This is a genomic window from Eubacterium sp. AM05-23 (genome assembly GCF_003477535.1).
In the GTDB taxonomy this organism is placed as follows: Bacteria; Bacillota; Clostridia; order Eubacteriales; family Eubacteriaceae; genus Eubacterium; species Eubacterium maltosivorans.
Map to the genome: position 1 here is coordinate 89,695 of NZ_QUDF01000001.1, position 21,245 is coordinate 110,939.

General features: G+C 50.0%; 22 protein-coding genes. All 22 read left to right on the top strand.

The genetic code is table 11. The features are described from left to right. Nucleotides 1–80 precede the first annotated feature (80 nt). Nucleotides 81–710, top strand: a complete 630-nt coding sequence (locus DW091_RS00455) for a M15 family metallopeptidase (protein ID WP_058693225.1) — start codon at nucleotides 81–83, stop codon at nucleotides 708–710. A 21-nt stretch (nucleotides 711–731) separates the two neighbouring features. Continuing rightward, the gene (locus DW091_RS00460; protein ID WP_096920516.1) at nucleotides 732–2,102 is read left to right on the top strand and encodes an MATE family efflux transporter; all 1,371 of its coding nucleotides are present in this window, start codon (nucleotides 732–734) and stop codon (nucleotides 2,100–2,102) included. Nucleotides 2,103–2,203: 101 nt separating this feature from the next. Further along, on the top strand, nucleotides 2,204–4,978 hold the full coding sequence (locus DW091_RS00465; RefSeq protein ID WP_118517107.1) for a UPF0182 family protein: 2,775 nt from the start codon (nucleotides 2,204–2,206) through the stop codon (nucleotides 4,976–4,978). 147 nt (nucleotides 4,979–5,125) lie between these two features. Continuing rightward, the gene (locus DW091_RS00470; protein ID WP_038351859.1) at nucleotides 5,126–5,491 is read left to right on the top strand and encodes a demethoxyubiquinone hydroxylase family protein; all 366 of its coding nucleotides are present in this window, start codon (nucleotides 5,126–5,128) and stop codon (nucleotides 5,489–5,491) included. A 10-nt stretch (nucleotides 5,492–5,501) separates the two neighbouring features. Then, nucleotides 5,502–6,311 (top strand): family 1 encapsulin nanocompartment shell protein, encoded by an 810-nt coding sequence (locus tag DW091_RS00475; protein ID WP_096920515.1) that lies wholly within the window; start codon nucleotides 5,502–5,504, stop codon nucleotides 6,309–6,311. Between the two features lie 127 nt (nucleotides 6,312–6,438). Further along, nucleotides 6,439–7,824 carry a BrxA family protein gene (locus DW091_RS00480; RefSeq protein ID WP_118517108.1) on the top strand — a complete coding sequence of 462 codons (1,386 nt, stop codon included), beginning with the start codon at nucleotides 6,439–6,441 and terminating at the stop codon, nucleotides 7,822–7,824. 99 nt (nucleotides 7,825–7,923) lie between these two features. Beyond that, on the top strand, nucleotides 7,924–8,112 hold the full coding sequence (locus tag DW091_RS00485; protein WP_058693231.1) for a hypothetical protein: 189 nt from the start codon (nucleotides 7,924–7,926) through the stop codon (nucleotides 8,110–8,112). 190 nt (nucleotides 8,113–8,302) lie between these two features. After that, nucleotides 8,303–8,710 carry a hypothetical protein gene (locus DW091_RS00490; RefSeq protein WP_074617876.1) on the top strand — a complete coding sequence of 136 codons (408 nt, stop codon included), beginning with the start codon at nucleotides 8,303–8,305 and terminating at the stop codon, nucleotides 8,708–8,710. Between the two features lie 19 nt (nucleotides 8,711–8,729). Beyond that, nucleotides 8,730–11,090 carry a bifunctional diguanylate cyclase/phosphodiesterase gene (locus DW091_RS00495; protein WP_118517109.1) on the top strand — a complete coding sequence of 787 codons (2,361 nt, stop codon included), beginning with the start codon at nucleotides 8,730–8,732 and terminating at the stop codon, nucleotides 11,088–11,090. A gap of 15 nt (nucleotides 11,091–11,105) precedes the next feature. After that, on the top strand, nucleotides 11,106–11,477 hold the full coding sequence (locus tag DW091_RS00500; protein WP_118517110.1) for a hypothetical protein: 372 nt from the start codon (nucleotides 11,106–11,108) through the stop codon (nucleotides 11,475–11,477). Then, nucleotides 11,474–12,280: a protein-glutamate O-methyltransferase CheR gene (locus tag DW091_RS00505; protein ID WP_118517111.1), complete on the top strand. Its 807-nt coding sequence runs from the start codon at nucleotides 11,474–11,476 to the stop codon at nucleotides 12,278–12,280. The genes DW091_RS00500 and DW091_RS00505 overlap by 4 nt, the downstream gene beginning before the upstream one ends. Nucleotides 12,281–12,306: 26 nt before the next feature. Beyond that, on the top strand, nucleotides 12,307–12,891 hold the full coding sequence (locus DW091_RS00510; protein ID WP_074617879.1) for a CheB methylesterase domain-containing protein: 585 nt from the start codon (nucleotides 12,307–12,309) through the stop codon (nucleotides 12,889–12,891). 26 nt (nucleotides 12,892–12,917) lie between these two features. Beyond that, complete coding sequence (locus DW091_RS00515; RefSeq protein WP_058693237.1) at nucleotides 12,918–13,274, top strand: response regulator; 357 nt, start codon at nucleotides 12,918–12,920, stop codon at nucleotides 13,272–13,274. A gap of 16 nt (nucleotides 13,275–13,290) precedes the next feature. Then, a complete protein-coding gene (locus DW091_RS00520; protein ID WP_058693238.1) occupies nucleotides 13,291–13,902 on the top strand; it encodes a chemotaxis protein CheC in 612 nt (203 codons plus the stop codon). Then, entirely contained in the window at nucleotides 13,899–14,387 is a 489-nt protein-coding gene (locus DW091_RS00525; protein ID WP_096920508.1) for a chemotaxis protein CheD, read from the top strand. The genes DW091_RS00520 and DW091_RS00525 overlap by 4 nt, the downstream gene beginning before the upstream one ends. Nucleotides 14,388–14,402: 15 nt before the next feature. Next, nucleotides 14,403–16,082 carry a methyl-accepting chemotaxis protein gene (locus tag DW091_RS00530; protein WP_058693240.1) on the top strand — a complete coding sequence of 560 codons (1,680 nt, stop codon included), beginning with the start codon at nucleotides 14,403–14,405 and terminating at the stop codon, nucleotides 16,080–16,082. 15 nt (nucleotides 16,083–16,097) lie between these two features. Further along, nucleotides 16,098–16,484: a response regulator gene (locus tag DW091_RS00535; RefSeq protein ID WP_058693241.1), complete on the top strand. Its 387-nt coding sequence runs from the start codon at nucleotides 16,098–16,100 to the stop codon at nucleotides 16,482–16,484. Continuing rightward, nucleotides 16,481–17,092, top strand: coding sequence for a chemotaxis protein CheC (locus DW091_RS00540; RefSeq protein ID WP_058693242.1), 612 nt, complete (start codon nucleotides 16,481–16,483; stop codon nucleotides 17,090–17,092). The genes DW091_RS00535 and DW091_RS00540 overlap by 4 nt, the downstream gene beginning before the upstream one ends. Next, nucleotides 17,093–17,572 carry a chemotaxis protein CheD gene (locus DW091_RS00545; protein ID WP_058693243.1) on the top strand — a complete coding sequence of 160 codons (480 nt, stop codon included), beginning with the start codon at nucleotides 17,093–17,095 and terminating at the stop codon, nucleotides 17,570–17,572. A 35-nt stretch (nucleotides 17,573–17,607) separates the two neighbouring features. Next, entirely contained in the window at nucleotides 17,608–18,561 is a 954-nt protein-coding gene (locus DW091_RS00550) for a diguanylate cyclase (protein WP_118517112.1), read from the top strand. A 1-nt stretch (nucleotide 18,562) separates the two neighbouring features. Next, complete coding sequence (locus tag DW091_RS00555; protein ID WP_118517113.1) at nucleotides 18,563–20,602, top strand: ATP-binding protein; 2,040 nt, start codon at nucleotides 18,563–18,565, stop codon at nucleotides 20,600–20,602. After that, on the top strand, nucleotides 20,586–21,020 hold the full coding sequence (locus DW091_RS00560) for a chemotaxis protein CheW (RefSeq protein ID WP_158577789.1): 435 nt from the start codon (nucleotides 20,586–20,588) through the stop codon (nucleotides 21,018–21,020). The genes DW091_RS00555 and DW091_RS00560 overlap by 17 nt, the downstream gene beginning before the upstream one ends. Nucleotides 21,021–21,245: the final 225 nt, after the last annotated feature.

Consider the following 21,245-nt stretch of genomic DNA (forward strand, 5'->3'; position numbering starts at 1 on the left):
AATACTTTAAATCGGGTACAATTAAATGATGTGGGATGTGTGCTCTAAACACTAAACTTCTGAAAAATAAGGAATTAATTATGTATGAACTCGTAACAGTGCGTCCAGATAATTTTGTGGATGTAGCGGATTATATACCAACCATTGAAACAGATGTAAAGTATTATTCTGGGGATAACTTTGTCGGCGAACGGATTGAAGGCTATAACGCCCCCATTATTCTGGTAACCCGGGAGACAGCCGAAGCGCTGAAGACAGCCCAGAATAAGCTGATGACCAAGGGCTACTGCCTGCGGGTGTATGATGGATACCGCCCTCAGAGAGCCGTGGAGCATTTTTTGAGGTGGAAGGACAGGCCGGAAACCGGTGAGACCAAGGCCCGCCATTACCCGGATTTTACCAAGGCGGAGGTCTTTGACGAGGGCTTTATCGCTGTCCGCTCGACCCATACGCGTGGCAGTACGGTGGATTTGACAGTGGTGGACATGCGCAATGGGCAGGAGCTGGACATGGGCGGCTTTTTTGACTATTTTGAGGCGAGCTCTTACAGCAATTATACCGATCTTACGGCTATTCAGAGCCGTAACCGGATGATGCTGAAATACCTGATGCTGTCCTGCGGATTTGAGCCGTTTTTTCAGGAGTGGTGGCATTTTACGCTGAGTAATGAGCCCTATCCCAACACCTATTTCGATTTTGAAATTCAATAGTAAGAGGTAAAAAATTAAATTATGGACAATGAAAAAAACACAGAACTGGGGACCATGCCGGTAGGCAGGCTGATGTTTAAGCTGGCCCTGCCGGCCATTGTGGCCCAGGTTATCAATGCCCTTTACAACATTGTTGACCGTATGTATATCGGCCATATTGAAGGGGTTGGTCCCATGGCTTTGACTGGGGTTGGCATCACTTTTCCCATCATTATGCTGATTACAGCCTTTGCGGCGATGATCGGGATGGGGGGCGCGCCTCTGGCCGCCATTCATCTTGGGGAGAAAAACCGGGACAGCGCCGAGGGGATTCTGGGTAACGCGGCGACGCTGCTGCTCATTTTGTCGGTGGTGCTCACCGCTTTTTTTCTGATCTTCCAGCGGCCTCTGCTCATGGCCTTTGGCGCCAGTGAAAACACCATTGAGCATGCGCTTCAATACATGACGATTTACCTGTGCGGAACCATTTTCGTGATGGCTACCTTAGGGTTAAACGCTTTTATCAATACACAGGGCTTTGCAAAAACCGGTATGCTGACCGTCCTCATTGGCGCAGTGCTGAATATTATTCTGGACCCGGTTTTTATTTTTGTATTTGGCATGGGGGTTCGGGGCGCCGCGCTGGCAACCATCCTTTCACAGGCTGTTTCAGCCATCTGGGTTTGCCATTTCCTGACTGGCAGGAAAACGACCATTAAAATCAAGCCTTCCAGAATGCGTCTTAAAAAAGAATATGTGGTGGGGATCATCTCACTTGGCATATCGCCCTTTATCATGCAGTCCACCGAGAGTCTGCTCAACATTACCTTGAATGCTTCGCTTCAGTTTTACGGCGGTGACATGGCGGTAGGCGCCATGACTATTATCGGCAGTATTTCTCAGCTGGGACTTATGCCGCTCATGGGCCTGACCCAGGGTGGGCAGCCCATTATTTCCTATAATTACGGAGCCAGAAACTACGACCGCGTGCGCAAGGCCTACCATCTGATGATTGCGGCCAGCTTTACGCTGTCCATGGTGATCTGGGCCATTGTGGAGTTTTTTCCGGAGGTGGTTATCGCCATCTTTACAACAGATCCACAGCTCTCCAGCCTGACTGTCTGGGCGATCCGTATTTTTATGATGTGCATCGGCATAATGGGGCTGCAGACTGGATGCCAGCAGACTTTTCTGTCATTGGGACAGGCCAAGGTCTCGGTCTTTCTGGCCATGCTGCGAAAGCTGATTTTACTCATCCCGCTGATTCTGATTATTCCCCGGGTGACAGGTCTTGGAATGACCGGCGTTTTTCTGGCACAGCCCATTGCGGATTTTATCGCAGTCGTATCGACTGTGGCTGTGTTTGCTGTGAAGATAAGGAAAATTATTCCGAGACCGGCCAAAACAGCTTAAATCCATTAAGTATAGCATAAAGATTTCGTTAAGATGGCCGTGGATGTACGCAATCTGTGTTATAATATCCTACAACTTCTATATTTTAAAGGAAAAGGAAAATGAAAAAAGGAAAAAAAGCCTTCTGGACAGTCGTGGTGGCCGTGGTGGTCATTCTCGCGATTCTTTTGTCCCTCAACCATTTTTACGTAGACTATCTCTGGTTTAGTGAAATGGGTTATCTCAATGTCTTTTTTAAAGAGCTGGTCACTAAGGCTCAGATTGGCGTGCCGGTATTTTTGGTGCTGCTGATCCTGCTCTTCTTCTACCTGAAATTTTTAAAAAAGATTTCTGAACGTTATCTGGGGATTACCCAGGCAGTGCGAACAAAACGGGAAAAAACCATCGGTGCGGTACTGTCCGTGGTGGCAGCGGCGGTGATAACTGGTTTTATTGCCAATAGCCTGTGGTCAGAAATCCTTCAATTCACCAATGCCACAGATTTTGGTTCGACAGACCCGCTGTTTGGAAAGGATCTGTCCTTTTATTTCTTTACGCTGCCGTTATTAAAGGACGCGTACAGTGTGGTCATGACCTGCTTTTTTGGCATGGTTATTCTGACGCTTTTGTATACTGTTTTTGTCATGTACCGGGAAAAGGATTTTCGGATTCAGACAGCTCAGAGCATGGATGATTTTAAAAGCGGCGCAAAGGATGTTTTTACGACCTTCCTGACCCTGGCCTCCAAGCAGATTGGCGTGTTTTTGGGGATATTCTTCCTGCTTCTGGCTTTTAGCAGCTTTATCGGCCGCTATGAAATGCTCTATGGCGGAACGGGAATGGTCTACGGCGCAGGCGCATCGGATATTACCATTGGTATGAAAATGCTCTATGTGAAGATTGCCCTGTGTCTGGTTCTGGCAGTGAGTTCTGTGATTGCGGGATTCAAAAAGAATTACAAGATGATGGCAGCCGGCCCGGTGCTCTTGATTGTTGTGGCCCTGGTGGGCGGCGTGGAACAGGCAGCATACGAATACCTGTCGGTGGTGCCAAACCAGTACACTAAAGAAGCGCCCTACATTGAAAAGAATATTGCCAGCACACAAAAAGCCTATGGTCTGGATAAGGTGACCATCAAGGATTTTTCACCGACCCAGGACATCACCGCCCAGGATATTCAGGAAAATGAAGCGACCATCAGCAATATCCCCATCAATGACCAGAAGCCAACCAAGGATATGTATAATTCTTTGCAGGGGATCAGAAACTATTATAAGTTTTACGATGTGGATGTGGACCGTTATTTTGTAGACGGCAAATATACCCAGGTATTTCTGGGCACTCGTGAAATGGAAAACTCCGCGCTTCCAGATGATGCTAAAACCTGGGTGAACCAGCATCTGAAGTATACGCACGGCTTTGGCGTTGCCATGTCGCCAGTGAATAAAACCAATTCTGTGGGGCAGCCAGAGCTGATCGTCAAGGATATTCCGCCAGTGACGGATACACAGAGCCTTGATATTATCCAGCCAAGGGTTTATTTTGGCGAAGGCGACTACAAATACGTGGTCACCAACGCGGCCAATCCAGAATTTGACTACCCAGAAGGGGACGACAATAAGGAAAACTATTATGAAGGCACCGGCGGCATTAAACTGTCACTGCTTAACCGTCTTTCCTTTGCCCTGTATTACGGATCACCTGAGATGCTGCTGACCAGTGAGATTACCTCAGACAGCAAAATTCTCATTAACCGGAATGTGATGGACCGTGTGTCCAAAATCGCGCCCTTTTTAGAGTATGACAATAAGCCATACATGGCGTTAGCAGACGGCAAGCAGTACTGGATTGTGGACGGGTTTACCACCAGCAATAAGTACCCTTACGCCCAGCCCTATGACCAAACCACAGGCAAGAACTATATCAAGAATCCGGTCAAGGTAGTGGTGGACGCCTACAACGGCGACGTCACTTTCTATAAGGTGGATGATGAGCCTGTGCTTGAAACCTACAGTAAGATTTTCCCGGGTCTGGTCAAGGATATTTCTGAGATGCCCAAGGGGCTGAAGGAGCATATCCGTTACTCCAAAACTCTGTTTGACATCCAGTCCGATATTTATAAAACCTACCACATGAGCAATCCACAGGTATTCTATAACCGTGAGGACCAGTGGGAAACCGCCAACCAGTTCTTTGGCTCGTCTAAGGAGGAGGTACCCATTGACTCGTCCTACACCATCATGAAGCTGCCGGACCGCCAGACAGAATTTATGCTGACAACAACCTTTACGCCCAGAAATAAGGACAATATGATTGCCTGGCTGGCTGGGGTATCAGACGGGGACGATTATGGGCAGCTGCTGCTGTACCAGTTCCCGAAACAGCAGCTGGTTTACGGCCCCATGCAGATTGAGCAGCGGATCGACCAGAATACCACCATATCGCCGCAGCTGACGCTGCTGAGCCAGCAGGGCTCCACCGTGCTGCGCGGTAACTTAATGACGATTCCCATCGAGGACGCCATCATTTATGTTGAACCGATCTACATTCAGGCCAGCGCAGGGGAGAATAACCTGCCAGAGGTTAAAAAAGTGATCGTGAGCTACCAGAACGAGATTGTCATGGCAGACTCGCTGAACCAGGCCCTCGGCCAGATTTTCAACTATGACGCAGGCGAAGCGCAGGCGGCGGCCAATACGGCTGTTTCCACCGCGACGCCAAATAATAACGCCGCCACAGGCGCGGCGGATCTCTCGATCCGGGCGAATCAGCTGTTCCAGGAAGCCCAGAACGCGCAAAAATCCGGCGACTGGGCAGGCTACGGCAGCAAGCTCAATGAGCTTCAGGATGTATTGAACCAGCTCCAGCAGGCCACCGGTGCGTCACAGCCACAATAAAAAGAGCAAGACCCCTTTCTGTTTGAAAGGGGTCTTTTATTTGTCTGAAAATTGACACTAAGTTAGCTAAAATTAACTGTATTTTTGTGGAATATTATGTTATAATGATTCTAAAGTATAATTATTTTAGAAGGGAGTTGAAATTTTATGCCATCTTTTGGAGATCCATTTGCAGCAAATGTGGAACGAAAAATGACAAAAAAGGAACTGGCTCAGGCTATCCGCCTCGATTTAGCAGGTGAGCTTGAAGCGATTTATTTATACGATGCCCATGCACAGGCGACAGATGATCCTGTTGCCAAAAAGGTGCTGGAGGACATCCGTGATGAGGAAAAAGCTCATATGGGTGAGCTGACAACGCTGCTGCGTTATCTGGACCCTGTAGAAGCAGAGCTGTTTGAGGAAGGCGCCGAGGAAGTCCATGAAATGCTGGAAGAGCTCGGTATTGAATCGGGCAGCAGTGAAGCCCAGACCGCAGAAGGCCCGACTGTCGGCAGCCTGATTGAGGATTAGGAGGGACAATATGGATTATTTATCAAGAGAAGCAGCGCCCTTTGGCGATGCCCTTTGGGAACAGATTGATACAACCATTGTCGAAACACTGAAAAAATATCTGGTCGGCCGCCGTTTCCTACCGCTTTACGGACCACTTGGACCAGGCGCGCAGTCCGTTGTGGTTGACAGCAGCGACAAGGATGAAAGCTTTGAGGACGGTGTGGTGCAGACCACAGGCCGAAAATTTGCAGAGCTGGTACAGCTGTACGAAGATTTTCCATTATTCTGGAGAGACCTGGAAGCCAGTGAGAGAACCGGTGTGCCGGTGGATCTTTCTGCGGCGGCCCGCGCGGCACAGGCCAGCGCAAAGGCTGAGGATCAACTGATTTTCTTTGGCAATAAAGCGCTGGGCGCAGATGGCCTGCTGACTGTATCCGGCAGCCATACCGTTAAGATGGACGACTGGGCAGAAGGACAGAATGCCTTTGCCAATATCGCCTCTGGCGTTTCCATGCTGGTAGAAAAGGATATGCTTGGCCGTCTCGCTCTGGTTATGGGGCCAGATCTCTATTTTAAGCTTCAGCGGATCCAGCCGGGAACCGGCGTCATGGAAATTGACCGCATTAAGAGCCTGCTGGACGGGCGGGTTTACCGTTCAAACGCTTTGGCCGGAAAAGCCGTTCTGGTCTGCGCCGAAGCCCAGTACATGGATCTGGCCGTTGGTCAGGACCTGGCCGCCGCTTATCTGGAGCTCGTTAACCTGAACCACTATTTCAGAATTCTTGAAACCGCGGCCCTTCGCATTAAGAACAGTGCCGCCATCGTTGTATTTGAATAAAGAATAATGTTATAAAGCGCTTTTCTTTCAGGACACTGGGAGAAAAGCGCTTTATTTTATTAAATCGTTGCCTTTTAGAAGAAAGCATAATATAATGAAAGTACCACATAATTAATTGGAGAGTAATATGATAAGGTTTGAATTGAGTAAAAAAGCATCGGATAAAATCAGAAAGATTGCCGCCCGTATTCTGGAAGTGCAGGAGGAGCGCTGCCCGGTTGTTAAAACACAACTGAAAATTGCCATGAGTGATCCGCAGTTTGCCGGACTTGTTGCCCAGTGCCGGGACAGCCAGGCTACGTTTGCAGAACGGGATGCGGCATGGGAAAAACTGATGGAGCTGCTGCCGGCCAAACGGCTGGATTTTGACAGCATGCGCCAGGATGCCCAGTCCTATTACGGCGATGATTCGGACGAGGTAGAGCACGGTATGGTGTTTGAGGTGGTGAGGGAAACCTACGACCTGATGACCCGCTGTCTGTACCACGGTGTGGACTTTGACACAGAATCTTATAATATTACAGATATAGGCCCCTTTGGCAGGTGCCTTTCCGATGGTTTCCATCACTTTTACTGTAATGTGGTATTTGGGGAGATGGAGGCCGGCTTAAGCTGGGGCATGATGCTGGAGGAGCCTCTGAGTGTCGATAAGACAAGCTATGTTCATCTGTATGACCAGTTTGAGCGTTTTGAGTTTGGCTGGTGGCAGATTTATGGGGATAAAAAGAAGCTGTACTTTGACGTTTATAACGAAGGCACCAGAAATTCAAAGCAGAAAATGCGCAAGTGCGCAGTTGAACAGAAGATGCCCAAAAAACCCCAGCCCTTTTGCGGCGAGTATGTGAGGCGCTGCGCGGAGCTGATGCTTGAAAACCCAACCCTCAGGCAGAAAGCCTTTAGGGAGATGGCAGTAGCGCAGGATGCCTTTGAGACCGGTGACGAAAGCCTGAACGGCGAGATCGCCACAACACTCTATAAAAGGCTGAGCACCCTTCATGAGCCTGTCTTAGCCATGATACCCGAGCTAAATGATACAGACATTATTTTAATCAACACGGTTGCCCGGATGCGCGGCGACTACCTTTTTTACCTTTTAATGGACCTGGTATATCTGAAGTCCGCGGGCATGAGCCTGTTGGATGAAGCCAACCGGGCCATGGCTGAGCAGCACCCCCAGGAGCCTGTTCCGCCGACTGCCTTTGAAACACTGGCGGTGGGGTATCTGAGCGGTGACAAAGGGGAAATGCCAGAGAAGAATGCCCGGGCGCTGAACGAGATGATGGACTTTATCGAGGAGGCCGGGCTGATGAAGTGGAATAAATACGGTCAGCTGGAGCCCACCCCCATGGAAATGACGCCAAGACTGCTTCAGGCCCTGCTGAAGCATGGCTACGGCGCTTATGTTATGGCGCTTATGGGGCGTTACAAATATGAAATTATATACGAACCCTTTGATTTGATGGAGACCCTCAATGCCTTTTTGGCAGAATTAGACGAACCGCTGCGCTATTGATAAAGCATTTGCGTTAAAATAAATCGCTGTGACTAGTTTTAAAATCGCTATTTTGGGTAAAACTTTAATGAAGTAATGTTGGAAAGGAGTTTTACCAAAATGATGATGAAAAAAGAAGTAAAGCAGTGCCAATGTGAAGAGCCTTCAGGAGTCCATCCGGAGACAGACCAGCTGGGATTTTGGATGGCGTGTAATGACTGTGGAGGGAGAGTCGCCGCTACCTATGAATATTTTGAGGGCTTCGGAGAAATGAAGCAGCGCGATGTTTATTACGTAAAAAATGAATAAAAACAGACAACTAAGGATAAGATAGCTTCAGAATAAACAGTAAAAGGAATGTTTGTTCTGAAGCTTTTTTATATGCTGTGAAAATATGGGTATATTGCCTGTTATTCACGAAATAGTATGAATAGTCCTTGTTTTTTTGTGTAGAATTAGGTAAGATTATACTTATATATAACGATTAAGGTGGTGTGAAATGGAAAAGGCTTTTATACTGTTTATGTCGGGTGGCCTTTACTTTATGGTTCCCCTTGAGCACGTGGTGTCTGTGGAATCGCGTGAATCGGCAGAGGCAATGGAGCTTTCCGTTTTCGACTTTGGGCAGGCCTGCAGTTTGTGCGACAGACCGGTCCGGGCGCCTTATATTCTGGTCATGTGCTTTCAAGAGGTTAAAATTGGCGTGGCTGTAGAATGGGTGGAAGGCATTAAAGAGCTCGATGAAAACGATCTTTATAAGCTTGAAGCACCTGTTATCGGGCAGGACAATCAATACCTGGACAGCGCCGTGGCCTTAAAGGCGATGAAGCCGCCTCTGGCCTATGTGCTGAGGATGCAGGTCCTGTTTGAAAAGCTTCAGAAAAACAGCGAAGCGATACTGGAATAGCAGAAAGAGTGATTCTTAAATGATAAACGAACAACAAAAGTGGGCTCCTGACCCTCTGACAAAGTTATATACCGAGAAAGCCGCTAAAATATTTATTGAAAGCTATCAGGCAGACGGCCGGCAATACGAAGGAGACGCCCTGTTTTTGATCCATCTTGAGGGCTGGAGCGCCTTTAAAGAAAAATATGGCCCGGCCACAGGCAACGCGGTTTTACAGCAGGCCGCCTTTTTACTGAATAAGGCTTTAAAGAAAACCGACAAGCTTGCCAGAGTAGGTGACAGTACCTTTTTAGTCTACGCACTGGGCTGCAGTGCGGCTGGCGAGGCTGAAAGACACGCCGGGGGAATCCGCAGGCAAATCGAGGCAGTCCGTATTCCTCCGAGCTCGGAGTGCACACTTTCTTGTAAAATCGGGATCGTATTGTGCTGCGGCATTGAAAAAAGCTATGATAATCTGCGTGATATGGCCATAAAGGCACTCTGTGAGGCGAAAAGACTGGAACGGCCTTTCTTTATCGCCAAGGAAGACAGCGTGGTCAGAGAAGCGGAAAAAGACTTTAAAATCGAGAAGATCGCGCCCTACAGGCCGGATAGCGGCAAAGCGGACATGGCCTTTATCACAGAGCTTACCAATATGGTTTTTGGGTGCCGTGACATGGAACTCAGTATTGAGATGGGGCTTGAGAGATTGTGCCGTTATTTTGGGGTTGAGCAGGCCTATGTGGTAGAGCGGACAGCGGATAAAAAATATTTTGAGCTGACCTATGAGTGGAATATCACAAACCGTCTGGTCATGAATGACAACCTGAGTCTGATTCCGGGCCTGATGACTGAGAGCTATCAGCAGGAATTTGATGAAAATGGTATCTTTGTCTGTAACCGTTTTGAGGATTTTAACATCATTAACCGCGTCATGGCAGAGCGACAGCGGATCAGAGGGACAAAAGCCCTGATGCAGAGCATTATTCTGGAGGAGGAAGCCTTCGCCGGTTATATCAGCCTCTGTGATTTGAAGGAGGAACGTTTATGGCAGGAGGAGGAAATCGCGACCTTTTCCCTTTCCTGTAAAATCATTACAGCCAATATTCTTCAATTGCGCTCTATGAAATACCGGTTGCGGATCGCCTATAAAGACAGCCTGACCGGCGCCTGGAACCTGAGCAAGTTTCTGCTGGAGGCTGAAAAACGCAGCGTTTTTGGGAAAAAGCGCGCAGTGATTACTTTTGATGTCAAAAATTTTAAGGTGGTCAACACCGAGTTCGGCTATGAAACGGGAAACCGCGTCTTGATTGAAATCAGCCGTATGCTACATACCTTTATAGAAGAGGAAGAATGCTATGCCCGTGTCAAGGCCGATGCCTTTGTACTGATGCTGTTTTATGAAACGCCGGAAGCGCTGAGGCAGAGGATCGAGCAGCTGCTGCAGAGGGTTGAACGGCTTTCGGCGAAAATGGTTTTATTTTTTCCCTTTATCTGCATGGCAGGAGTCTGCGCTGAGGAGGATCAGGACAGCGTGGAAAGCATGATCGAATGCGCCAATGCAGTGCGCCGTTCCATCAAGGATTATCATAAAAGCAATTACGCTTTTTTTAACAAGGAGATGCAGAGCCAGCGGGATCAGGAAAAGTATTTTGCCTCTCGGATGAAGTCCGCGCTGCGCGGCGGGGAGTTTATTGTGTATTACCAGCCAAAAATCGATGTGGCCAGCGGCGATTGGAGTGGTTTGGAGGCGCTGGTCCGGTGGCGCCAGCCGGATGGAAGCCTGGTTCAGCCGGATTCCTTTATTCCTTTGTTTGAAAGGAATGGGTTTATCACAGAGATTGACCGCTGCGTTTTTGAGCAGGTATGCCAGGATCTGTCAGGCTGGATAAAAGAAGGCAGAAAAGCATACCCGGTTGCGGTAAATATTTCAAGAGTCCATATAAGAGAAGCCAATTTTCCAGGAGAGCTGGTAGATATCTGCCAGCAGTACAAGATTCCGGTAGAGCTCATTGAGCTGGAGCTCACCGAAAGCGCTTTTCTGGACAACCCATCCATTATTCTGAAAATTGTAAAAGAGATCAAGAAAGAGGGCTTTAAGCTGTCTATGGATGATTTTGGCACAGGCTACTCCTCTCTGAGCATGCTTAAGGACATTCCGGTGGACATCATAAAGCTGGACCGCGATTTTTTTAAACTGGATATGACAAAACGGGAAAAAATCGTTGTGACCAATGTCATTCATATGGCAAAAGAGCTGGATATCCAGGTGATATCAGAAGGTATTGAGACAGCGGCGCAGGAACAGTTTTTAAAAGAAGTTGGGTGCAGCATGGCTCAGGGCTATTACTATGCGGAGCCAGCCCCCATAGAGATGCTGGCGCCGGTTATCTGGCCTTAGTAAAGAGAGGTAAAAATGGAGCAGTCAAATAATGCAGAAAGACATGGCTCAGTGGTATGCCTGAAAATAAAAATGGGTGAGCAGGCATATTATATTCCAGTTGATAAAATTGAGAATGTCCGTATTAATCCTGAGCTTGTGAGAGTGCCCGAAGCGCCGGATGGTATTGCCGGCCTGCTTTTGGGAGACAGGGGGCCTGTCCCGTACATTGTCGTGGAAGAATGCCAGAGCGCCGAAAACAAGCCAGACTGGAAATGCGGCGTGGAGATCAAAAATGGTGACGACAGCCTGTTGGGAATTTTGTGCACAGATGTCGAGGAGAATATAGCGGTAGCGTCAGAGGTTCTTGCGGAACAGGCAGCGTTGTGGAGGAGCGGGGAAAATTGATCAGGCTTGGAACATTGGAATTTCTGGACATCGTAGACTATGTCCGGGAAAAATATGGCATTAACCTGGAAAAGAAAAAAGTCCTGATTGAATGCCGCCTGAGAAGTGAGCTGGACCGCTGCGGGATCGCGAGCTTTAAGGATTATATGAAAGCGGTACGCGCCGATAAAAGCGGCCGTCTGGCAGGTGAGATGATCAACCGCCTTACCACAAACTACACCTATTTTATGCGGGAGCCCAGGCATTTCGATTTTATACGGAAAACAATCCTGCCACAGGCCGCCAAAAATAAGACAGATTATCAGGCCTGGTGCGCCGGCTGTGCAAGCGGGGAGGAGTGCTATACCCTCGCCATGCTTTTTCAGGATTTCGCACAGGAAAACAGCGCGGCGCCGGCAGCCCATATCACAGCGACCGATATCAGCGAAAGCGCGCTGGAGCGTGCCCGTCGGGGCATTTACCCCATCAAGGAGTTTAGGAATCTTCCGCCGCAGTGGCAGGAAAAATACTGTGTTGTTAAGGATGAAAAGAGCTTTGAGATTAAAAAGTTTTTAAAAAAGAACATTCAGTTTAAAAACCAAAATTTAATGGAACCGGAAAATACCTGGAAAAAATACGATTTGATCCTGTGCAGAAACGTGATGATCTATTTTGACACAGCCTCAAAAAAAACGATGATCAGCCGGCTGGAAAACAGCCTGAGACCCGGAGGTTACCTGATTGTAGGCCTGGCGGAGGTACTGCCCAGAGAGTTTACAACCCTGGAATTTATGGGATCGGCGATCTATCGAAAGCCAGAATAAAACGGGCAGAAAGGTGGTAGGCCTGTATGAAGGAAAAACCAGCCAGCCAGAAGCTGATCGTAATCGGCGCCTCTGCCGGGGGACCGTCGACCATACTTTCGATTATCCGGGATCTGCCAGAGAGCACACCGGGCATCGTCATTGTGCAGCATTTGTGCAAAGGTTTTGCCGCCCGCATGGCAGACTATCTGGATGCGTACTGCACCATGAAAGTCAAGGCAGCACGGAACGGGGAGATGGTTCTGTCCGGAACCGTCTATGTTGCGGAAGATGACCGGCATCTGAAAGTTGTGAAGCGCGGAGGGGGATATTTTCTGGTCTACGAGGACGGTGAGAAGATAAACGGAGTGCGCCCGGCAGTGGATGTGCTTTTTTCCTCCGCGGCCTGCGCAGGCGCAGATGCTCTGGGCATCATCCTGACTGGTTTTGGAAAAGACGGCGCCCAGGGGCTTTTAGAGATGCAAAGAGCCGGAGCCAGCACCATTGTGCAGAAGGCTGAAAGCTGCGTGAGCAGCAGTATGCCCACAGAAGCGAAAAAGAAGGGCGGCGCCAAGATGGAGCGGACGCCGCAGGAAATTACAGCGACGATGCTACTGTTTTCAAAAAAATGAAAGATGAAGAGACAGAGGAGAAGAGGATGAATGAGATATTGATTGTGGATGACGCCATGTTCATGCGCAGAATTATTAAAAATGCCTTGAGTGATGGCGGGTTTAGCCAGTTCATTGAAGCAAAAGACGGAAGTGAGGCCATCCACCTGTTTAAAAAGCACAAGCCAAAGCTGGTTCTGCTGGATATTACCATGCCCGGAAAATCCGGCATTGAAGTACTCGCGGAGATTTTGAAGCTGGAGCCTGATACCCGGGTGATTATGTGCTCGGCCATTGGGCAGGAGGCCACCATCGAGAAAGCTGTGCGGATGGGCGCTCATGATTTTATTGTCAAGCCCTTTCAGAATGACAAGCTTGTCGAAATGGTAAAAAAATCACTCTAAGGGGAGTTCGTGAGCAATGAAGAGAAGTGAGATAGACATTCTTTCAAAGGACGCCTTTCAGGAGATTGGCAATATAGGCAGCGGCAGTGCGGTGACTGCCCTTTCGCATCTGATCTCTGAGGAGATCATTGCCAGGCAGCCACAGGTCATACCCCTGGAGTGCGACAGACTGCCAGAGGCTTTTGGAAAAATAGATGAGAGCGCAATGGGAATTCTGCTGCCGTTTTACGGAGACATTTCCGGAATGCTGCTGTTTGTCCTGACAGAACCCTTTGTCAGAGAGCTGTTGATGAAAACCATCGGCTGCCCCGCAAACTTTCGGGAGATGGATGAGTATAAGCTTTCCGTTATTCAGGAGATTACCAATATTATGGCATCCTCCTATTTTACAGCGATCTCGGCCTATATGCATAAGCAGATCCATATTTCCCAGCCGGCAGTTTCCATTGACATGCTGGGCGCCATGGTAACCGATCCGGCCAGCTGGATCATGGGACTTGGCCAGGACACTGTCTGTATAGAGAATGGCTTTTATCTGAAGGAGGACAGCAACATGAATCATTTGGGTTTAATGCTTTATCAGGAATCGACCTGCCAGTTATTGCAAGCCGTGGGGGTGACATTATGAACAGTTGCCAGCTTCGGCCAAACCATCTGGCCCTTGGCAGTCACGAGGATATATTTATCGTCCGGGCCCTGGGCTCAGGCATTGTGGTCTGTCTCTATGATGAAGCGCTGAAGACAGGCGGTATGGCCTACACCCTGTTTCCAGACAGCCGAAAAGCGAAGGAAAGCAACCCAGAGGATCGCCTGAAATATGTGGATACAGCGCTCGAAGCCCTGCTCGAAGGGCTTCTGGAAAAAGGGGCGCGCCTTGAAAGGCTGTGGGCCAAGGTGATCGGCGGCGCTAAAATTTTTCGCTTTGCCGATAAGCTTGAAAACGGGGATATTGGAAAGCAAAATATCGAGGCGGCGCGCAGATGGCTGCGGGAAAAAGCGATTCCCATAAAGGCAGAGGATACTGGAGACAGCTTTGGACGTACAGTGTATTTCTACCTCAAAACTGGAAAAGCAGAGATAAGTGCTGTCAACAATTATAAATACAATTTGTAAAAAAGGGAGAGCCAGATGAAAAAGAAAATAGAAAATTTAAGCACTGCCACCAAGCTGCTGCTGTCATTTGCCTGTATTATTGTTTTTTATATTGGGACCGTCGTGGCAGCGGCTTTTGGTATAAAAAGCGTTGGGGGAACCCTGAGAGAATTTTATGACAAGCCCTACCAGGTGGCCACCACGACCTTGACCATGCGCAGCGCCATTCAGGGCGTTGGGCGGGATCTTCTCTGTGTGGCCTCGGGAATCAATGAGGCGGAGAGCCAGACCTATCTGGAGGAGGCTAAAAGCTATATTGCGCTTATTGAAAGCGGTATGGAGGAGCTGGACAGGGATTATACAGAGGAAGAAGCCTTATTTACAGAAGTGGAGAAACAGATTGCCTCCCTGAAACCCGCGCGGAATGAGATGATCAGGCTTCTGGAACAGGGGAACAAGGAAAAAGCCCTGGAGCTGTACCGCGTCGAGTATGAGCCCCAGGCCAAGATAACGAGAGATGCTTTGGAAAGCCTGGGTAACGCGGCTGAGGAAGACGTCCAGAAATATCTGGGCAGTGCTCAGGGCGTAGAAAACCGGATGCTTATCGTCCTGGTAAGCATGGCAGCGGTTATCCTGGTTATCACCTGCCTTATGTGGTTTTACATCAGCCGAAGCATTACAGAGCCCATCAAAAAAGTACAGGAAGCCGCTAAGGACATCTCCGAGGGCAGACTGAAAATTGATCTTGAATATACGTCCAAGAATGAATTTGGCCAGTTGTCCGACAGTATCCGGGAAACCGCCGCGGCGCTCAGCAGCTATGTGGAAGAAATACAGAAAGTGTTGACCGCCCTGGGTGAGGGACATCTGGATTATAAAACAGACATGCAGTTTAAGGGCGATTTTATCGCTGTCAATAAAGCCATGGAAAAAATCTCGGCACTGTTAAAGGATTCTCTCCAGCAGATTGGAAGCAGCGCCGAGCAGGTAGCCGGAGGGGCAGAGCAGGTGTCAAACGGGGCACAGCTTCTGGCCCAGGGCGCATCAGAGCAGGCAGGGTCCATTGAGGAGCTGGCCTCCAGCATCAACGATATATCCGAAAGTGTAAAAAATAATGCCGATGACGCAGTCAATTCAAGCCGCATTGCCGACGAGGTGGGCTGCCAGATACTGGACAGTAATACTCAGATGCAGGAGCTTATCCAATGCATTACCCAGATTAAAAAGAATTCCAGCGAGATCACCGGCATTGTCAAGGAGATTGAGGATATTGCCTTCCAGACCAATATTCTGGCCCTCAACGCCTCGGTCGAGGCCGCCCGCGCCGGAGATGCCGGACGCGGCTTTGCCGTGGTCGCCAACGAGGTGAGGCGGCTGGCCGCCAAAGCTGCCGAGGCTTCTAAGATGACCGCAGAGCTGGCGCTCAAAAATAACGAGAGCGTGGAAGAAGGCATGGCTGTTGCCGACGAGACCGGCAGATCACTGGTAAAGGTTGTGGACGGCGCCCAGGAGGTAAGCGGTGTGGTCGATAAAATATCCGAAGCTTCCACCCGGCAGGCCGAGGCCATCGCCCAGATACGCAGCAGCATCGAGCTCATATCCGAAATCGTACAGAGCAACTCGGCGACATCGGAGGAAAGCGCGGCCGCCAGCGAGGAATTATCCGCCCAGGCACAGCTGCTTAAAAATTTGGTAGAGCAATTTGAATTTGAGTAAACAGGAGACATGGGAATGCAGAATAAAATATTAATCGTAGATGACGCGCTCTTTATGCGGGCCATGTTAAAGAAGATACTAAGCGAAGCAGGCTACACACAGATTTTTGAAGCTGCCAATGGCGTAGAGGCCTGCGCGGTCTACGAAGCCGAAAAGCCCGATGCAGTGCTGATGGATATCTCCATGCCGGAGATGAACGGCATCGAAGCCCTTAAGTCCATTGTAAAGGAAGACCCGGACGCGGTAGTGGTTATGTGCTCTGCCGTCGGCCAGGAGGCCATGATTCTGGAGGCTGTGCAGAGCGGAGCCTTAGACTTTATCGTCAAGCCCTTTAAGCCCGAACAGATTATCCAGGCAGTAGAAACCGCCCTTGGCAAAAAAAGAGGCGGTGACAACACATGATGAAATACTCAGACATGGACGCCGCCTCAGAAGATATGCTTAAAGAAATCGGCAATATCGGTACCGGCAACGCCATCACAGCCCTTTCCGCCATGGTGGGAAAAACTTTTTCCGTTGGCCTGCCCGCGATACGCATCGTCAATTATCAGGACACGCCCGAGCTGCTGGGCGGCCCCGAGACACTGGGAACAGGCATCATGTTAGAAATCAGCGGGGACCTGTCCGGAATTTTTATGTTTCTGCTGGATGAGACCTTTACACAGAACATCCTGAACGCCCTGCTGGGCGAGGAAGAGCGGGAGCTGGTAGCCCTGGATGAGATGAGCAGCTCCGCCGTCTGCGAGATTGGCAATGTGATGTGCGGCGCCTACATCAACGCCCTGGCACAGCTGATGGGGGTAAAGGTGCACGTATCTGTGCCAGACATCTGCTGTGACATGATCGGCGCGATTTTAAGCGTGCCCATGATCCACTTTGCCAATTTGAGCGATGAGCTCATGCTCATCGAAAATAAGTTCAGCGTCGAAGGCAATGATTTTACCAGCCACGTGCTGTTTCTGCCTGAGATTGAAACGCTTGATAAAATCCTTCAGGTGTTAAACGGATAAATGGAAAAAATCATTGTAGGAATCGCCGATGGCAAGGTGGCAGAAAGCCCGGCTGTTTTAATTTCATATGCTTTAGGCTCCTGTGTGGGTATCTGTCTTTACGATCACCAGCTTAAGGTGGCGGGCATGCTGCACATTCTTCTGCCCTATCAGAGAACAGCAGTCAACCAGAACAATGTATACCAGTTTGCAGACACTGGCATCAAGCGGCTGCTTCAGGAGCTCATGGCAGGCTATGGCGCAAAACGGGAACGGCTGGTCGCCAAAATCGCAGGCGGGGCAGAAATGTTTCAGCAGGCCCAGGCAGAAACCGGCATTGGCGAGAAAAACATAAAGGCAGTTAAGGCGGTTTTAAAGAGCGAGGGCATTCCCATTGTGGCAGAGGACATCGGGATGAGCCATGGCCGGACCATTTTGTTTTCAGCACAGACCGGAAAGCTGGAGGTCCGGGGCATAAACCGCAAGACAAAGCTGCTGTAAGAAAACGTAGGAAAAGGTAAAAGGAGAAAATGGTAATGAGAGCATCAGAGAGGCAGACCGTATTGATTGTTGACGACAGCATACTGATCTGCCAGCAAATAAAAAACATCATGAAAGAGGAAGACATCAATCTGGAGGAAGCCCACTCAGCAAAAGAGGCGCTGGCCGCCATGGAGCTGTGCAGGCCCGATCTGGTTCTGCTGGATGTGGTGCTGCCAGACGCAGAGGGATATGATCTTTGCAGACAGCTTCAGGAAAGAGATGAGAACAACGCCTCCATTATTTTTATCACGTCAAAGGACAGTGATAAAGACGTGATGCGGGGGTTCTCCCTTGGCGCCTGCGATTATATTAAAAAGCCCTTTGGGCAGGAAGAGCTGAAATCCCGCGTCGTCGCGCACCTGAGCATGAAAAAACAGAAGGATGAGCTGGACCGGATGAACCGGGAGCTCAAAAACAATATGGAAAAGCTCAATTATATGGCCTTCAGAGACGGGCTAACCGGTCTTTATAACAGGCGCTACGTGCAGGATGACCTCATGGGCGAAATGCAGAGCCATAATCGGAAGGATGTGGGCTGTGTCCTGATCATGGGTGACGTGGATGATTTTAAAATTGTCAACGACCAGTACGGCCACGAGGCCGGAGACGTGGCACTGATCTGTGTGTCCAATATTATGGAGAGCATCTGCCGCAGGCACCGCGTGATCCGGTGGGGCGGAGAGGAGTTTCTGATCGTGCTGTTTTCCGTCACAGAGGAAGAAGCCTATGAGATCAGCGAGAGCATCCGGGGCGAGGTAGAAGCTTTTCCCTTTGTGGACGGCGATACATCCTTTAACTGTACCATTACCCTTGGCCTCTCCGTGTATGACGAAACCGAAGATATGAAGCATAATATCGAGCGCGCAGACAAAGCGCTTTACGCAGGCAAGCGCAGCGGAAAAAACCGCAGCGTCTGGTACCGCGAAGCCCAGGAAATGGGGCTTTGAGATGAGCTTTTTTGAAGCCGACGTACAGGCAATGCTGGAGGTCTACCTGCTGGAAACCGGCCAGCTCATGGAGAAGCTGGACGAAATCCTGCTCCGGTCCGAGGCGTCTGGAGCGCTTACGGCCGAGGATATCAACAGCATTTTCAGGATTATGCATACCACCAAAAGCTCCTCGGCCATTATGGGGCTTGACAGTCTTCAGGCCACCGCGCACCGGCTTGAGGATCTGTTTTCAGAGCTGCGGGACGATCCGCAGCAGATGAAAAAAGCCGAAAAAGAAATTTTCGAGCTGCTCTTTGACGCCTCCGATTTTATAAAGGCCGAGCTGGGAAGAATGAACAGGGAGGACTACATGCCCGAAAGTGCCGACGTCTTCGAGCGCCGGATTAAAGGCTGCCTGGATCAGATCAAGACCCCGGAACAGGCAGGCAGCGGCCAGACCGAGGAAAGCCTGCCCGCGTTTCTTAAAAAGCCCGGCGTGATCGTCAAAGTGACCTTTGAACAGGGCTGCAAAATGGAAAATGTGCGGGCCTTTATGCTCATGAAGCAGCTGAGCGCGGCCTGTCCCGGCGCAGAGTGCTTTCCAGACAGCCCGGAAAAGCACCCGGAAAGCGCCGATTTTATAAGAGAAAGCGGCATGCTCTTCTGCATCGCGGAGGAGGCGCTGGAAAAAGCCCTGCCCATTTTGCAGAGAGGGCTCTTTGTAAGCCAGTGTGAGCTGCTGGCCAAGAACCCACTGCCTGTTCCAGAGGCGAGGCAGCAGGCCATTACGCCACTGCCCGGGGCGGGGGATAAAAAAGAAGCCGATTATGTAGCAGTTGAAAAGGTAGAAAGCGAATTTTTGAACGTTCGGACAGCCCGGCTGGATCATGTCCAGAACCTTCTCGGCGAGCTCATGCTTTTCGTCTCCTCGCTGACCAGCAGGCTGGAGGCAATGCACTGTGGTGACGACGTCGAGAAGCTGACCGTTCAGACCCACCAGGTGCTGGAGGCGCTGGAAGACACCGTCATTCATATGCGCATGGTGCCAGTGGAGCGGATTGTGCCAAAGCTGCGGCGTGTGCTGCGGGATGTGGCCAGGTCAGAGAATAAAGCCGTGAACCTGACCGTCACAGGCCAGGATGTGGAGGCCGACAATAACATCATGGACCAGCTGCTGGAGGCCGCCATGCACATTATGCGCAATGCTGTCGATCACGGCATTGAGGCGCCCGAAGAGCGGGAAAAGGCTGGGAAAAGCCGCGAGGGAGATATCCGGCTTTCGGTTGAGAGCCACGGCGGCGAGCTTGTTGCCAAAATAAGCGATGACGGCAGAGGCATGGATGTGGAAAAGCTCCGCCAGAAAGCCCGGGAAAAAAATCTGTTTACCAAGCCTGAGGAAACGTATACCACAGAAGAAATTCTTGAGCTCAGCACCCTGCCAGGGCTTTCCACCAACCAGGTGGCCAACGAGTACTCCGGCCGTGGCGTAGGCATGGATATTGTCAAAAAAATTGCCGATGAGGCCGGCGGCCATCTGCGCATCGAAAGCGAAAAGGGACAGGGCACCACCGTGATTTTGAACATGCCTCTGACCCATACCATCGTAGAGTGCATCCGGTTCAGCGCCGGGACCCAGATGTTTTCACTGCCAGCACATCAGGTACAGCGTTACTTTGAGTACACCCAGGAAAATCCTAACCTCCATATGGAAAATGGTGAGGAGGTGATCATCTGCGAGGGCAAGGCGCTGCCCATCATTGACCTTGCCAGGCACTACGGGTTAGACAGAAGCGAGCGCCCAGAACGGATCATCCTGCATGTGCGCGGGCCGGCGCGGGAAACCTGCATCAAGGCAGGGCTGGTTATGCAGCGGGAAAAAATCGTTCTAAAGCCCCTGCCGGCACTGTTTGGCGAGCATTTTAAAGAAAAGACAGCCATGAACGGCTGCAGCGTCATGGGTGACGGACAAATCTGTATGGCGCTGGATATCGAGGCCCTGATCCGCAGAGTTGGGAATGCCGCCAGAAGGGAAGGAGAGGGCGATGAAAGACCAGAATAAAAAGGAAATCCTGTGCTTTGAAAGCAGCGGAAAAACCTATGCGGCCGAGTTTGAAAACATCGTCGAAATCTGTTTTGATACCCGTCTCCACAGCATCCCCTGTCAGCCCTCCTATTTTTGCGGCGTGTACCATTACAAAGGCATGGTGGTGCCCGTTGTGCAGCTGGAAGAAGAGAAAATACCTGAAAGCCGTGCGCCCGTGCTGCTGATTCTGCGAAGCGGCGTGTACCAGTTCGGTATTGCCCTGCTAAAAGAGCCCTATATCCAGGCTGTTGACGAAGCCGAGAGAACAGCCGACGCCGCCAGAAGGCTGAGCGCCGGCCGCCCAAGGGAAAAAGCGATCTATACCCACAAAGATAAAATTATCCTGCTGCTGGATATGGAAAGAACCGCCGAAAACCTTGTGGCCTGCCCATAAAAAAAGCGTTACCGGAGATCCTCCGGTAACGCTTTTTGACTGTCGAAAAAGACGGTCAAAAGCTGCAAAGCCAAAATGTGAAGCGGTATTAATGGAGAATTGAAAATGGAAAATGGAGAATGTCAGAACGCTTTCGCCCTGGCTCAAGCGATCAAAATTGCGGCCTCCGGCCGCTTCTAATCAAAATGCAGCAGCATTTTGCTCCGGTAATTCTCAATTCTCAAT